This is a genomic window from Rhizobium moroccans (assembly GCF_057559155.1).
The window spans coordinates 3,868-17,950 of the sequence record NZ_JBHFJG010000048.1 but is presented as its reverse complement, the minus strand read 5'-3'; the positions used below and the strand labels follow the sequence as shown (position 1 = coordinate 17,950).

Here is a 14,083-nt window from a genome sequence, read left to right as displayed (position 1 = left end):
ATCGTGACGGAACAGGCAACTCCGCTTGTGGAAATGAAGAACATTTCCATCTCCTTCGGCGGGATTCATGCGGTCGAGAACGCTAGCGTCGACCTCTTCCCCGGAGAGGTGGTCGCCCTTCTCGGCCATAACGGCGCCGGCAAGTCGACACTGATCAAGGTGCTTTCCGGCGCCTACCGGCGCGACGAAGGCGATATCCTGATCAACGGCGAGCCCGCCGATATCCGCAACCCGCGCGACGCCAAGAAATTCGGCATCGAGACGATCTACCAGACGCTTGCCGTCGCCGACAATGTCGATGCCGCCGCCAATCTCTATCTCGGCCGCGAGCTGCAGACGAAATGGGGCACGCTGGACGATGTCGCCATGGAGGCGAACGCGCGAGAGGTGATGGGAAGGCTGAACCCCAACTTCAAGCGCTTCAAGGAGCCGGTGAAGGCGCTTTCCGGCGGCCAGCGGCAATCGGTAGCGATCGCCCGCGCCATCCTCTTCGACGCGCGCATCCTCATCATGGACGAGCCGACCGCAGCGCTTGGGCCCCACGAGACCGCCCAGGTCGGCGACCTCATCAAGCAATTGAAGCGGGAAGGCATCGGCATCTTCCTGATCAGCCACGATATCCACGACGTCTTCGACCTCGCCGACCGCGTCTTCGTGATGAAGAATGGTCAGGTGGTGGGCCATGCGCGCACGCAGGACGTGACCAAGGACGAGGTGCTCGGCATGATCATCATGGGCAAGGTGCCGCCCGGCGCCACTCCCGGCCCCGGCGCCATGAAGGTGGCGTGAGGAAGAGGCCGGATCGCAACCGCAGCTCCCCGGAGTGCAGCCGAGCTCCCTCCGGGGCTTGCCGTCAGTCCCCAACGGGAAACGGGCACGGGCTTCATGCTCCCCTTCCCTACCCTCGTGCCGGGGAACACTTGTGCGCAGCCGCTGTCTTCGGTTCCGCCATTCTTCTGAAATTGGCGATTGCGGCGCGGAGCGTCCTGGGTTAAGAACCAGCCATCGGAAGGGCCGAGTCACGGCCCTCGACGGTTAGCACCCGTAGCTCAGCTGGATAGAGTGTTGGATTCCGATTCCAAAGGTCACAGGTTCGAATCCTGTCGGGTGCGCCATTTCAGTACAGAACTATGAACGCCGCCGCCGATTCTACGCTCGACGCGGCTACTAGGGTTCGTAGCAGTTCCGACTTTGATCTCATGATACGAACCTCGTTGTCCTCGACGCGCTGCGCCAGGGCAAGCAGGTGATCACGGCGGTAACCGCTGTCGTTGTTCGCCCACGAGGCCGCGAACGGACACGGCTCGACGCCTTTAACATGTCGGGGGGCTGATTGCCTGAGCTGTCGAGCGCGAGCTGTGTGCGCTCCGCGTCGGCCAGGCCTGATCTCGGATGACCTTGAGGCCAACAATACGCTCTTTCTCACGATCCTTGTGCGAGCGCGTGTTGAACCTGTGCTCGCCGATGTAAGTAGTGCGGGTCAGAATGGCGTGGATTTGCGCCCGCCCAACGCCCGCCGTCACGGGTGAAGAAACGGCGCTCGTTGAGATAAGTGGCAATGGCCTTGACGCCCATCGCGCCGGTCATGCCGTCGCCTTCAAGGAACAAGCGATATATCAACCGCACGGTGTCTGCCTGCAGCGGGTCGATCTCCAGCTTCTTGGTCTTCGATCCTCGCTGCTCGGCCGCGACGATACGATAGCCGATGGGTGGGCACACGCCGTTCCAGAAGCCTTGACAGGCGTTCTCGTTCATGGCGCGCAAGACGTACTTGGCGTTCTCTTTCGACTGGTATTCATCGAAAAGGGCAATCATCTGCCCCGTCATCTGGTGCATCGGATCGTCACCCATCTGCTGTGTGATTGAGACGAGCTTGACGCCGTTCTTGGCGATTTTCCTGACGTAAAACACCAGCTCTAAGTGATCGCGGAAGAAACGCGAGAAGCTATGCACGACAACAATATCGAAGGGGGCGGGCTTCGAGGTGCCCGCTTCGATCATGCGCTGGAACTCGGCGGAAGCTCCGGCCTCAATGAAAGTTTCGACAAGGTGATAGCTGCGCGCAGCGCAGTAGGCTTCTCCCTGCTTGCGTTGGTCGGGCTCGATACGTCATGCTCGGCCTGCCGCGTCGTGGAGACGCGCAGGTAGAGGACGGCTCGAGCGGTGATGATTGGATCGTGATTGTTCATGAGCGGCCTCCCGAAGCTCGCCTTGGTTCGGAGCGGTCGATCAGGGGCAATGCCAGTTCCACGCGATCATGGACGACCTTGGGTGCGAGCTTGCGGCCTTGGCCCTTCTCCAAGCGGACAAGGCCGTAGCTCTCCATAGTCTTCATGGTGCGTGACAGGTTGAATATGGCCCGCCCGGTAATCTCGGACAGTTCTTCCAGTGAGGCAGGTGCCTTCTCGGCTATGACGCGCAGCAGTTCGCGATTGCCCGCCGACAGCACCTTGGCGAAGGATTCGGTTGAAATGAACCACACCTTCGGATCACCTGGCGCAGGCTTTTCCTCGCCGCGCGCGATCCGCATGGTGCGAGCCTTCATTTCTTCGTAGTTGGCAATTCCCACTTTCAGCGTCGTCATAGCACGCCTCGCTCCTTCAATACCGCGTCCACCGCCTGCCAGTCGTCGGCTAGCAGCGTGGCTACATCCTCGTAGACGTAAGGCTTCACGGTCTGGAAACGGTGGCGATGGTCCATTGGCTCGCCGCGCCTTCCCCGACCAACCGGATGGGCGTTGTCGAAGCCATTCGCCCGAAGGCCCGTGAAGCGTAAGCGAGTAGTCAAGCCCGACGACGAACTTCACCCAATGGCCGCCTTCAGGATCAACAACGAGTACCTGGCCGTCGAGGTCCAGAAGCGTGTCGAGTCTCGGATCACGCCCCTCGCTCATGGATTTTTCTTATCAAAGTGCGATAATAAAGGCGAATTTTCTTGTGGTCACGTATTTATGGAACAAAATCGCAATTCATAGACGCGAAAAAATTCGATGAATTGTGTATATATTTGCAACAGCGCATTCATAGAACGGCTCTGTTCAAAACAAATCCCGGAAAAGGGCAGCGTTCCTATTCGACCTAATTCCTTCAGAAAATGGCGCGTGGATAAGCATAATTTGGAGAACAAATGGCCATCGCCGGAATGCCCGAAGAAAACGTCTCGAAATGGTGGTTCTACTTTGGACGAGATGGAGACGCTCGCACGTCACATGCGCGAACTGATTATTGCGCAACCGCCTCATGACTTGCTCGGATGGGCAACGATTTTTGACGGCCCTCCACGTGTAAGGCAAACCGTTATCAGACAGATGCTCGATGGCATGCGGCGTGCGGGTCGCACCGAAGTTTCTCGACAGCCACCACCATTATGTCACGGGCATCGGAGCGGATATTCCGGCATCGGCGACAACCGCCCAGGCGGCGATTTCACGGTCGAAGGCGTGATAATGAAGGCGAGCCGGTGGCCTCACCGTTCCAGCAGGGCATCCGAGCATCAGCGCAGGTTCGAACGCATGACCATGACCTCGCCATCGTGGAGGCGCCACTTATCATGGAATTACGCAGCCTGAACGGCTCCGGCTTGTCGCCTACCTCAAGCGGGCGCCATCCTGACATGACGGCGCCCTCTTGCGAAAGATTGCCAACTTCCAAATGATTGCAAAACTAGGCGACAATGGAAAAATCGTTCGCGTGAAGGTTCGAGAGCAACACATTCGCTAACAAGATGCTATTATCATGGTCGAAGGTGATCAGTGTATCTGAGCCGACTTGGCTGGCGGCCTCAAGTATGGAAGCGAAGTCGGCAAAGACATCTTGGCTAAACTCAATCACATCTGCCGTGACTGAACCCGCCACAAAGTCCGTGATCGTATCGTTGCCAAAGCCAGGGCGGAACACAAAGGTATCGCTGCCGCCCCCCCCTATCAGAAGGTCATCACCACTTGCACCGATCAACCGATCATTGCCGGCTCCGCCATTGAAAGAATTATCGGCGGCGTCGCCTTCGAAGGTGTCGGCATAGTTGGTACCAATGTAGCCTTCGATGCCGTCAAAGATATCGCCGGCTGCATCGCCGGTATGCACTCCGGTCTTAAGGTTCACCGTCACCGCAGTCGAGCCGGCATAGCTCGCCATGTCGGTGCCCGCACCGCCGATCAGCCGGTCGGCGCCAGCGCCACCGATCAGGGTGTCGTTGCCGATGCCGCCGGTGAGGATGTTGCCACCGGCATTGCCGATCAGCGTCGTGCTTCCAGTGCCAGCATAGGTCAGCCGTTCAACATTGGCATAATTGGCCATCGAGTAGGAGGCGAGCGAAGTCTGGATCTCGTCATCGCCCTCACCGGCCGCTTCGGTTACGGTTACGGTCGTACTACCAATGACATAGAGGTCATCGCCGGCGCCGCCTTGCAGCGTATGGCCGCTGGTCGAGGAGGCCAGCGTGTCGGCCAATGCCGACCCGATCACCCGCTCGAGATTGAGATAGCTGTCGCCTTCGGCATCTCCCCCCGTTCCGGTCGTCGTGACATTCAACGCTCCGAGGCCGACATTGATCGCCGTAGCGGAGGTCGAGTAGTCGACCGTGTCGATGCCCACGCCGCCGTTCACAAGCACGGCTTCGGAACCGCTGACAAAGGTGTCGGCATAGTTGGTACCAATGTAGCCTTCGATGCCGTCAAAGATATCGCCGGCTGCATCGCCGGTATGCACTCCGGTCTTAAGGTTCACCGTCACCGCAGTCGAGCCGGCATAGCTCGCCATGTCGGTGCCCGCACCGCCGATCAGCCGGTCGGCGCCAGCGCCACCGATCAGGGTGTCGTTGCCGATGCCGCCGGTGAGGATATCATCACCAGCCCCTCCATTCAGGGTGTCGTTGCCCGTGTCTCCGTAGAAAGTATCGTCACCGATGCCGCCGATTATACTATCGTTACCTTCACCGCCACGGACGCCTGCAATACCGGTAAGCGCGATCGCGGTGAAGTTCAGCGTATTTGCGTTTGCGTCTCCACTGATCATAACATTAGCATAACCATCGGCGCTGAATTCCTCTATCGTTGCAAAGGAAGCCAGACCGATAACGGTGTTATCGCTGGCGGCCTTAACAACGTCGTATCCATTACCGCCGCTAAACGTATCCAACCCATCACCAGCACCGTCGACGACAAAAAAGTCGTCTCCGCCGCCGCCACTCAGGGTGTCGTTGCCGGCATCGCCATAAATGACGTCATTAACGGCGCTACCTATGATCGAATCATCGCCAGCGCCGCCGCGAATGCTTGCAATACCGGCAAGCATGATATTGGAGAAATTCAGTATGTTCGCGTTTGCATCGCCACTGATTACAACATCAGCATGACCATCGGCGCTGAATTCCTCTATTGTTGTAAAGGAAGCTAAACCGATGACAGTGTTGTCGGTGGTTGCCTTGATAAGGTCATACCCGGCGCCGCCGATGACCGTATCGAAGCCATCTCCCGTACCGCTGACCTGAAATACATCGTTGCCGCTACCGCCATTGAGAGTATCATTACCGCCGCCGCCGATTACCACATCGTTGCCGGCGCTTCCGGTCAATGCATCATTGCCTTCCAATCCATCGATTGTCCAATTGTCCGGCGAGTTGGCGACGAATGTATCGGTGACGCCTGTGCCGATCCAAACAGGATTGTCAGAAACATTGGTAACTGCGATGTTGAAAGTCTGCTCGTTATCATATTGTCCATCGCTGACGCGCACAGTAATCTGGTGCAATTGTTGCATTTCATAGTCGATCAACGAGCCATCGGCTACCGTGACGACACCAGACGCTGCGTCAATGGCAAAACGTCCGCCTGCGTCGTTGACAAGGCTGTAGGTCAACGTATCGCCGTTCGGGTCGCTCGCCTGGGCTGTGACTCCAACTATGGTCCCGGTAGCTGCGCCTTCGCTGATGGAATTTACTACGCCATCCCCATCAGTCAGCGCCAATGGTGCGTCGTTCCCGTCAAGGATGGAAATAATGAAGGTACGGCTGACAGCACTAACTCCATCAGTCGCATCTACCACTATCTGCATGGTACTAGCCGTCTCGAAGTCCAACTTGCTGGAGTCCGCCACGGTTACAACACCAGTCAACGCATCAATCGCGAACGCGCCGTTCGCATTGCTCCTGAGGCTGTAAACGATGGCATTTCCATCCGGGTCTACAGAAGAAGCCGTTATGCCAACTACAGCGCCGTTTCCAACATCTTCAGCAATCTCATCGGCCGCGGCGTCCGTGTCACCGATCACGGTGGGAACGTTTTCATAAATGATCGACTCGCCGGAGTCGAATTGGATTTCTTCAATGTTTGTGAGGATCTCAGTTTCGCTTGTGCCTATACGCAGGACAACCAAGTTTCCTTCCGAGTTAGGTTGAGAGGGGATGAACCATTCACTGCGGCCTCCGGAAAGATGAACAATGTCATGACCAGCTCCACCATCGACCAAATCATCGCCAGCGCCGCCAATCAGGATGTCGTTGCCACTGCCGCCATATATCTCATCAGCCCCGACGCCACCTTCGATGGTGTCAGCACCATCGTCACCGAATAGTCTGTCGTCACCAGTAGAACCGTTCAGTTTATCGTCCCCAACGCCGCCAAATATTTCATCAGCACCGCCACCGCCAAAAATATTATCGTTACCGGAATCACCATAAATTACGTCAGAAACGCTACTTCCATAAACAATATCGTCGCCACCTCCCGCTTGTATTTTTCCGAGAATTGGTTGGCTAAAATATCCCGAAAGACTTATGTGATCCGATCCATCTGAGCCGATGATATCGGTGATGTTTGAAAGCTCGACTCCAGCTAGATCCAGGTAGCCCCGCACTCCGATATGTGCGGGTCGATTGTCTAGATTCACTATTCTCTCGATGCTATTCAAGTAATCAATTTGTACAACACTATAATTGTAGAAATAAGGAACATCTCTGACGACGATGGAGTCAAAACCTGAGCCACCCCAATACGCGTCCCAGCCAGCAGTTCCTTTCAGGACGAAGGTATCTTCTCCTCCATTTCCGCGCATGACGTCGTTGCCATAGTCGCCAAAAATGGTATCATCAACGTCGGTGCCAGTAAGAATATCACTTTCCACAGTGCCATTTATCGTAGCCATATTTTTCCCCGCGAATTTACGCGCTCCGAAAGTATTACGAAAAGTTCAATTGAAAGAGCCTAGTGTGTACAACGTACTAACTGAGCTTCCGCTCGTACTTAACGCCCCCACCGTTATCATATTGGACAAGAACCCCATCTGAGCGCATTTCTTGATAAAGCGCCCCCCAGTCACCGCATTGTAAATTTTGAACTGACCCCATTCATAATCACCATTTGCGTCTTTCACCATCAGCTCACCAGAGAGTCGCAGCCCAGATACTGAGCGCCGTAAGTATATCGAACCTTCGAGATCAGATCTTCCATTTTAGCCGGGCATTCGGCGATGACCGCTTCATACGAGGTTTTCCCCTCCTCATAAATGGCTCTTTGTTCGGCGGCGATCTTTATTCTCTCCACAAGAAAGCTTCCGCTCTCGTCCTGTTGAGGGACAAAGCTGCCACCTTCCTGTTCTTTGAATATACCTCTCTCGAGATATCCATCAGAAAGGAGTTTTTCGTATATTGGAGTTTGGTGATAGCCCTTCGTATTCTCCTTTTACTCTAGACAGGTCATCTTCGTCCCATGCTGTTTTCAATGACTTACTAAATTCGAGACATTGAGGACTGTCAGCGCCATATATGGCTTTATATTCACGCTCTTGTTGAGATGCCTAGTCAACGAACTCACTCTTCTGGTTCGTAGTCCAGCTTTCCCATTCTTTGGAGAGCTTCACACTTGGATCGTAATCGACGGTGCCCTCAACTTTATGGCGTGCGACAGCCGTTCCTGCTTCAACTGCAAAGGAGAGAAGAACATCGTGGAAGGCCGGGGAAAAGGCTACATTGCTTCCGGCCACCCCGCCGGTGATCAGAGGCGAGCCGCCTGGTGCGATTGAATTTGTAGAAGTGCTTGTAACCTGAGAACCAAACAACAACCTGACAGTCTGAAGTGACGTGCTCTGTTGCAAGAAGGAACTGATTTGGTGCAAGGGACTCTCTCCATAATTTGAGAACCCCATCCACTACCGTTCATGGCAGTGATGATAGGCAAAAACCGTAACTTCATGCCGCGGCATTACACACACCATCTAACACGCTGAAATTGCAGAATAGTAATTTTCGTGAGTCTCACAAGAGGGTAGTCGTCGAATTTATAGGCGGATCCTCGGCAACGATTCGCTGTTCGCTTAGTTCCGGAGGGGGTTGCAGTAACAAGTCGCCTGCGAAAGTATGCCCCGAAACCTTGAGTCTATGCTCAAGTCTTGGCAGCGCTGGGGGCGTGAGTGACAAGTAGTCTACAAATCGGACAGAAGCGAAAACTGAAATTATATCGAAGGGCAGCCATAGGTGCGGCTCTCTTCTCAGGTGCGACCAACTTCCTGGCACTGGCTGGCCCCCTATTCATGCTGGAAGTATATGACCGGGTCATCCCGAGCGGAAGCGTGCCGACGCTGATTGCTCTGCTGATGCTGGTCGCAGGGCTCTATGCCTTCTCAGGGCTGCTCGATATCCTTCGTAGCCGGGTGATGATACGAATCGCCGGGATCTTTGACGCAACACTGTCGCCCCGTATTCTTTTCATCATCGCCGGCATACCGTTGCTGGCGAAAACCAACGGCGATGCGCTGAAACCCGCGCAGGAGGCGGACCAGATCCGAGCTTTTCTCTCCGGCCCGGGTCCTCTTGCTCTCTTCGATCTGCCGTGGATGCCGATCTATCTGGCGATTTGTTTTTTCCTGCATCCGCTGATCGGCTGGCTCGCCGCCGCAGCCATGTCGATTCTCGTTGTCCTGACCGTTGCTGGCGACTTTATGACCCGCTCTCGCACGCGGCAGATGGCCAGTGCTTTGTCTGCGCGCAACAAGCTCGGAGAGGCCATCCATCGGAATGTGGAAGCGATTGCCGCGATGGGCTTGCTCGGGCGCACGCAGGAGCGTTGGCAACAGGCGCACGAAGAGGTCACGGAACTTCAGCAGAAGACTGGCGACATAGCGGCCCTGCTCTTTGGGCTCTCCAAAACAGTTCGCCAGCTGGTGCAGTCGGGCTCATTAGCCCTCGGCGCGTGGCTGGTAGTTCATGGAGACATGACAGGCGGTACGATCGTTGCCGCCTCCATCATCGTCGCTCGCGCCTTACAGCCGATTGAGCAGGTGATCGCCAACTGGCGAAACATGGTCGCAGCCCGCCAAGCTTGGCAGCGGCTGAAGGAAGTATTCAAGCTTATCCCAGATGAACAGGGGCGCACAGCCCTTCCGGCTCCCTCCAAATCCTTGTCAGTTGAAGCGGTTTTCATTGGCCCGCCGGGTGAGCGCCAGCGCATGGCGGTGCAGAATGTCAGCTTCCGCGCCCAGGCAGGAACCGTCATCGGGATCATCGGTCCGAGTGCTTCCGGCAAGTCGTCATTGGTGCGGGCGATCACCGGGGTGTGGCCTCTGGTACGTGGACAGGTGCGCTTGGATGGTGCCACGCTTGATCAGTGGTCTGCATCCGAGCGCGGCCGTCACATCGGCTACATGCCGCAGAATTCCGACCTTTTTCCCGGCTCAATAGCGGAGAACATTGCTCGGCTTCACCGTAACGCAAAACCCGAGGACATCATTGCAGCCGCCCATGCGGCGGGGGTACATGAGATGATCGTAGCTCTTCCGGAAGGCTACGAGACCCAGGTGGGTGACAACGGCGTCAATCTATCGGCAGGTCAGCGACAGCGGGTTACTCTCGCCCGCGCACTCTATGGCAATCCCTTTCTGGTCGTGCTGGATGAACCCAACTCCAACCTCGATGCAGAGGGCGACCGAGCGCTTTCCTATGCAATTGCGGGCGTGCGCAACCGCGGCGGCATTGTTCTGGTCGTTGCCCACCGCAACAGCGTTCTGTCACAGCTCGACTATCTGCTGGTGATGGAAAACGGCGTCGCGAAATCCTTCGGCCCACGCGATGCGGTCTTGAAGGCGCTGCAACAGCAGAGGCCGAAGCCGCAGCGGACATCGCCGGTACCTTCACTAACGGTCATCGAAGGAGACAGCGCATGAGCACGATCGAGAACGATACAAGCGAGCGGTTGACACGATCGCTGAGGCGCAACCTCATTGCCGGGGCCGCCGTCATTCTCGTGCTGTTCGGCGGCGTTGGAGGCTGGGCAGCGACCACAGAGCTGTCGGGTGCGGTGATCGCGACGGGCATCGTCGTGGTCGATGGTAATGCCAAGAAGGTGCAGCACCCGGAAGGCGGTATTGTCGCGGAACTACGGGTGAAGGAAGGACAATTGGTGCGCGCCGGCGAAACTGTCGTGCGAATGGATTCGACAGTGGCGGCTGCAAATTTCGCGTCGATCGAGAAGAACATAGCACAGCTTCGTGCTCGGCAAGCTCGCCTGGTGGCCGAGCGGGATGGATTGGCAGCGGTCGAGGCCCCACCGGACTTCCAAAATCTGCTCGATCGGTCCGAAATCGGAGCAGCCATGCAAGGTGAACGGCGGCTATTCGAGGATCGGAAGGTGGCGCGTGCGGGACAGAAGGCCAGGCTTAATGAACAAGTCCAGCAGTTGCACGAGCAAATGAAGGGTCTGGATGTGCAGCAGCAGTCGAAGGCTGAGGAGGCCGAACTGATTGAGAAGGAACTGGTCGGGATCCGTCGTCTCTACGAGATAGGAGCGATACCAATGAGCCGCGTCAACAATCTCGATCGCAGCGCCACGCGTCTTAAAGGCGACCGTGGACAGCTACTTGCCTCCATGGCGTCGGCAAGAGGTAGAGTCGCCGAAATCGAGGTGCAACTTTTGCAGATTGACCAAGCTATGCGAGAGGAAGTCGCAGCGGAATTGCGAGATGTCCAGAACAAGCTTGCAGCCCTGGCCGAAGATGAGGTGACGGCACGTGACCGCCTGAAGCACGCGGAGCTGAAAGCACCAATCTCTGGCGTCATTCATCTCCTGGCGATTCATACTATCGGTGGCGTCATCAGCCCGGCTGAAACTCTGATGGAAATCGTTCCTCAGAGCAGCCGTTTGACCGTCGAAGCGCGCGTCGCGCCGCAGGACATCGATCAGATTGCGATTGGGCAAAGCACGACCCTCCGACTAACGGCCTTCAACCGAAACACGACGCCGGAACTCAAGGGCTCGGTCGTCAGGATTTCGGCCGATCTCGAGACCGATCAGACCGCCGGCGTTAGCTTCTATCGGGCAGCCATTGCAATCCCGGACGACGAGATCGCCAGGCTCTCCGACATGGGGCTCGTACCCGGCATGCCCGTCGAGACCTTCATTCGTACGGCCGACCGGAGCGTGGCTTCATACTTTGCCAAGCCGATCGGTGACCACATGCAGCGCGTGTTCCGGCAGGACTGACATTATACAATATCGCGCTCCTTTGATCCGTAGGGAAACGCGTCGTCGCATTTCTCAAAAGATCGCCTCCGCATGTCTAGCATCCAATGGGACATTTTAGAGGGCTATAGCGTAGATGTATTTATCATCATCATCATCCGGTGCAGTTCGCCAAATACCGCCGATTGCCCTCCATAACCGTCGATACCCGCCGAAACTACGACCGTGCAAAAAGCGGGAGATGGGCCGCGCGTGAAAAAGCGTCGTTTGGCGGTGAAAAGGTTTGAATCGCTTACAGTCGATAGGTGACTTTCGGTCTGTGGTCACTAAGTGATCGCCATCGAATCCTGGTGTCACCCTATAGGACAGAACGCCGATATTTATTGGTGAACTGAGGCCATCTGCGCCGGAGGCTCTGTAATGGCCGGTTCACCCACGCAAACCGGCTCCGCCGGTCGCATCAGCCTGGGGCCGCGAAGGCCACACCCGATTGCGCCCAGGTATCGCGCCCCGAATGAACAAAGGGGGCCACCATGCCCTCATGCGTCTCATCGCCCTGGATCACCGGCCAGCCATAATTGCGGGCCGCTTGTATCAGGTTGATCTCATCGAGCGCGGATTGCCCGTGCTCCGAAACAAACAGCTCTCCGGACGGGCTCCAGGGCCAGACCCTGTGGATTGCGATGACCGTAGGAGTAGACCGGAGAACCCTTGAACGGATTGTCCGACGGGATTTGTCCCTCGAGCGTCACCCGCAAAACCTTGCCGGCCAGGCTGTCGAGATCCTGAGGGCGTTGGCGATTTTCCGTCCAGCCGGTGGTAACGTATAGATGCCTGTCCGGCCCGATGGCCACGCGTCCGCCATTATAGAGGCGATGCCCCGGGATCTCATCGATCAGAATGGCGGATTCGCGCTATGCATCGCCGTCGAACGTCACCGCGATCACGCGGTTTGCCGGCCCGGCGGCACCATCATAGGAATAATAGAGAAATGCCTTGCGGCTATCGGCGAAATCCGGCGCCAACGCGATGCCTTGACCGTAGCGGCACGCGCGCGTGCACCGATCATCGGCGCAAGGTATTGGCTCCTGGAGTATTTGGAGCGGTAGGCGGCATCGACACGGTCGTTGAGAGCAGCATCGCCGATCGCCTCGAACGTCACGCTTCCGCAGGCCGGCGATGCTGATGCGGCCTGCACCTTGCTCTCTGGCCGCTTTGTGCCAGCGGGAATTCTGACCATTATAGGCACGGGCGTAAAGCTCGCCATCGACGACCACCGACCAGATCCAGGTCGGCGTGCCGTAGGTCTTTCCGTCCTCACGGAAGGGAGAAACGTGCAGGTCGTCCGCCGCCGCGATCTTCTTTATTTTCTCTTCGCTCCAATTCATCGCTACACCTTTCAAATTTCATGATTGGATCGCCCGAAGGCTCTCGCGCATTGAGCGGGAACAGATCGCCCTGGAAAGCCCCTCGCCACCGGCCGGGGCTTTCATTCGCAGATCACCCAGCGATCGTCTGAGTGTCGCTCACGCCGGGAGATGTTCGTCAAAGAAGGCCTGAAGCTCGTCCCACGGGATGAGCTCGACCTTGTCATAGAGGTCGACGTGGTCGGCCTGACGAAGAGTGCAGGCCTGGAATATGCGGCCAAGGGGATCCGGATCAACGCCGTGTGCCCCGGCATCATCGAAACGCCAATGGTCTCGGGAATGCTGGAATCGCAGCCGGAAGCCATGGCGGAGCTCATGAAGGAAGTTCCGATGGCTCGCCTCGGCAAGGCGCGGGAAATCGCTGACGCCGTGCTTTGGCTCTGCAGCGACTATTTCAGCTTCGTCATCGGCCACGCCCTGCCTGTCGATGGTGGCTACACGTTTCGATAACAGGCCCGACGCCGGGCGGGACTCCCCGCCCGGCTCGGTGACGTCGATTCCACAACGTCATTGTCCGTGTGGCTAGGGCATCTATGCTCGAAACCTCTGCCTGTAATCTCCCGGTGAAAGACCGACGATCCGGGTGAAGACCTTCCTGAAGGCCCCTGGATCGGAATAGCCGACCTCCCACGCAACGCGCTCAATGGGCTGTTCGCTGAACTGCAATAGCTCTCGCGCTTTGGCCACTCGCAGGCGTTGCGCATAATCGATTGCCGTCAGACCTGTCGCCCTCTGGAAACGGCGCAGGAACGTGCGCTGTTCCAATCCCGCTTGTTCGGCAAGAAGCGAAAGCCGCGCCTCCTTGCCCTCGCTTGTCTGCAGAAAATGCTGCGCCTTCAGGATCGCCGCATCCCCATGGTTCAGGCGCGGCACGAAACCGCTGTAATAGCGCTGCTCGCGACCCGGCGGATCGACCAGCATCATCTGAGCCGTCTCCGCCATGGCAACAGGCCCGAGAAAGCGATCGGCCAGCTTCAGCCCCAGGTCTATCCAGGACATCAGCCCACCGCCCGAGATGATGTCTCCCCCATCGATGATCAGCCTGTCGGTGTCCAGCTGCGCCTCGGGGAACCGTTCCCGGAAGGTTTCGGCATAGGTCCAATGCGTTGTGACCGCCCGCCCGCTCAGCAGCCCTGTCTCTCCAAGCACAAAGGCGCCGCCGCAGACTGAAGCCAGCACGGAGCCCTCGGCGGGGGGGGGGGAGCCAGCG

The 14,083-nt window shown here is 57.2% G+C and carries 9 protein-coding genes, 1 tRNA gene and 3 pseudogenes; 5 read left to right on the top strand and 8 right to left on the bottom strand.

Annotated features, from left to right (window positions below; genetic code table 11):
- Nucleotides 1–3: 3 nt before the first annotated feature.
- Nucleotides 4–789, top strand: coding sequence for an ATP-binding cassette domain-containing protein (locus ACE04I_RS22770; RefSeq protein ID WP_046794457.1), 786 nt, complete (start codon nt 4–6; stop codon nt 787–789).
- Nucleotides 790–1,038: 249 nt separating this feature from the next.
- A tRNA-Arg gene (locus ACE04I_RS22765) sits at nt 1,039–1,115 on the top strand.
- Nucleotides 1,116–1,422: 307 nt separating this feature from the next.
- Here ACE04I_RS22765 and ACE04I_RS22760 read toward each other — a convergent pair.
- The 5 genes and pseudogenes from ACE04I_RS22760 to ACE04I_RS22740 all read right to left on the bottom strand — a co-directional run bounded on the left by ACE04I_RS22760 (nt 1,423) and on the right by ACE04I_RS22740 (nt 8,108).
- A complete protein-coding gene (locus tag ACE04I_RS22760; RefSeq protein ID WP_487207664.1) occupies nt 1,423–2,106 on the bottom strand; it encodes a recombinase family protein in 684 nt (227 codons plus the stop codon).
- A 79-nt stretch (nt 2,107–2,185) separates the two neighbouring features.
- Nucleotides 2,186–2,584 (bottom strand): HVO_A0114 family putative DNA-binding protein, encoded by a 399-nt coding sequence (locus ACE04I_RS22755; RefSeq protein ID WP_487207633.1) that lies wholly within the window; start codon nt 2,582–2,584, stop codon nt 2,186–2,188.
- 690 nt (nt 2,585–3,274) lie between these two features.
- Nucleotides 3,275–3,546, bottom strand: a pseudogene (locus ACE04I_RS22750) (IS3-like element IS426 family transposase); the annotation flags it as partial.
- Nucleotides 3,547–3,662: 116 nt separating this feature from the next.
- A complete protein-coding gene (locus tag ACE04I_RS22745; RefSeq protein ID WP_487207632.1) occupies nt 3,663–7,139 on the bottom strand; it encodes a cadherin domain-containing protein in 3,477 nt (1,158 codons plus the stop codon).
- A gap of 651 nt (nt 7,140–7,790) precedes the next feature.
- Nucleotides 7,791–8,108 carry a hypothetical protein gene (locus tag ACE04I_RS22740; protein WP_487207631.1) on the bottom strand — a complete coding sequence of 106 codons (318 nt, stop codon included), beginning with the start codon at nt 8,106–8,108 and terminating at the stop codon, nt 7,791–7,793.
- A 294-nt stretch (nt 8,109–8,402) separates the two neighbouring features.
- On the opposite strand from ACE04I_RS22740, the gene ACE04I_RS22735 reads away from it, so the two are divergent.
- A complete protein-coding gene (locus ACE04I_RS22735) occupies nt 8,403–10,151 on the top strand; it encodes a type I secretion system permease/ATPase (RefSeq protein WP_487207630.1) in 1,749 nt (582 codons plus the stop codon).
- Entirely contained in the window at nt 10,148–11,467 is a 1,320-nt protein-coding gene (locus ACE04I_RS22730; protein WP_487207629.1) for an HlyD family type I secretion periplasmic adaptor subunit, read from the top strand. Before ACE04I_RS22735 ends, ACE04I_RS22730 begins: the two co-directional genes overlap by 4 nt.
- A gap of 451 nt (nt 11,468–11,918) precedes the next feature.
- Here the strand turns inward: ACE04I_RS22730 and ACE04I_RS22725 are convergent.
- A pseudogene (locus ACE04I_RS22725) lies at nt 11,919–12,480 on the bottom strand (PQQ-dependent sugar dehydrogenase); the annotation flags it as partial.
- Nucleotides 12,480–12,834: pseudogene (locus tag ACE04I_RS22720) on the bottom strand (DUF2255 family protein); the annotation flags it as partial. The pseudogenes ACE04I_RS22720 and ACE04I_RS22725, both read right to left, overlap by 1 nt.
- Nucleotides 12,835–12,984: 150 nt before the next feature.
- On the opposite strand from ACE04I_RS22720, the gene ACE04I_RS22715 reads away from it, so the two are divergent.
- Nucleotides 12,985–13,323: an SDR family oxidoreductase gene (locus ACE04I_RS22715; RefSeq protein ID WP_487207628.1), complete on the top strand. Its 339-nt coding sequence runs from the start codon at nt 12,985–12,987 to the stop codon at nt 13,321–13,323.
- A gap of 81 nt (nt 13,324–13,404) precedes the next feature.
- On the opposite strand, the gene ACE04I_RS22710 is transcribed toward ACE04I_RS22715, so the two are convergent.
- Nucleotides 13,405–14,083: GlxA family transcriptional regulator (locus ACE04I_RS22710; protein ID WP_487207627.1), on the bottom strand; the 679-nt coding region annotated here is incomplete at its 5' end.

Excerpts from the sequence above, each read along its gene's own strand:
- ACE04I_RS22755 (WP_487207633.1), bottom strand. The coding sequence starts at position 2,584 with ATGACGACGCTGAAAGTGGGAATTGCCAACTACGAAGAAATGAAGGCT.
- ACE04I_RS22745 (WP_487207632.1), bottom strand. The coding sequence starts at position 7,139 with ATGGCTACGATAAATGGCACTGTGGAAAGTGATATTCTTACTGGCACC.
- ACE04I_RS22730 (WP_487207629.1), top strand. The coding sequence starts at position 10,148 with ATGAGCACGATCGAGAACGATACAAGCGAGCGGTTGACACGATCGCTG.
- ACE04I_RS22715 (WP_487207628.1), top strand. The coding sequence starts at position 12,985 with ATGTTCGTCAAAGAAGGCCTGAAGCTCGTCCCACGGGATGAGCTCGAC.